2 protein-coding genes are annotated in these 771 nt (G+C 42.0%); one reads left to right on the forward strand and one right to left on the reverse strand.

Annotation, left to right across the window (positions count from 1 at the left end):
- Window positions 1-462 (forward strand): type II-A CRISPR-associated protein Csn2 (gene csn2 / locus EJ419_RS02020; protein WP_131283261.1); only part of this gene is annotated, 462 nt, incomplete at its 5' end.
- 66 nt (window positions 463-528) lie between these two features.
- Here csn2 and EJ419_RS08370 read toward each other — a convergent pair.
- Window positions 529-771: hypothetical protein (locus EJ419_RS08370; protein ID WP_205668804.1), on the reverse strand; the 243-nt coding region annotated here is incomplete at its 5' end.

Consider the following 771-nt stretch of genomic DNA (forward strand, 5'->3'; position numbering starts at 1 on the left):
CCCTATAATTTTAATGACTGGTTTATGAAGCAAATGATAACTAAACTACTGTTTAACGTTGATGAATATCAGCTGAAGGAGCTTCATGAAATTTTCGAGAGGGGGTATTCGGTATTTGATAGCTTAGCTCTTGATTCAATGTTGCCGGTGAATTTATCAGCTGAATTTGAAGTCAAAGCGATTTTAGGAATTTATAAGCCTAGCATTGATGTGCCGAATCCACGAAGCTTCTATGATGTATTACAATCTATAATTGATACTGCCGGAGCTCTGAATGAAAAACGGATGCTCGTGTTGCTTCATATAACTAAATATTGTACTAAGGAGCAGTTAGACTACTTAGCTAGAGACATTTTGAGACAAGAACTACAAGTTCTATCTCTTGAATGGACTGACCATCTGTTCAGATTCGAGGATGGAAGAAGCTGGTACGTTGACGAAGATTTTGTGCAATTCCCATGAATTGTTCAGGAAATGTTAAGGCTATCGGTTTCGGATGTCTGACGGATCAATGAGGTAGACCACTTCTTAGATGCGATCCATGAATCCGTCAGTGTTTCGGATGTCTGACGGATCAATGAGGTAGACCACATGCACTACCTGACTACGCGGTGCGCATGCGTTTCGGATGTCTGACGGATCAATGAGGTAGACCACAGTCTCTTGCTCACACTGGGGCGAATGTATGTTTCGGATGTCTGACGGATCAATGAGGTAGACCACTAAAGGCATGTATTCGCGCATCCTACGATTGTTTCGGATGTCTGACGG

It is taken from the genome of Alloscardovia theropitheci (genome assembly GCF_004332295.1).
GTDB classification, from domain to species: domain Bacteria; phylum Actinomycetota; class Actinomycetes; order Actinomycetales; family Bifidobacteriaceae; genus Alloscardovia; species Alloscardovia theropitheci.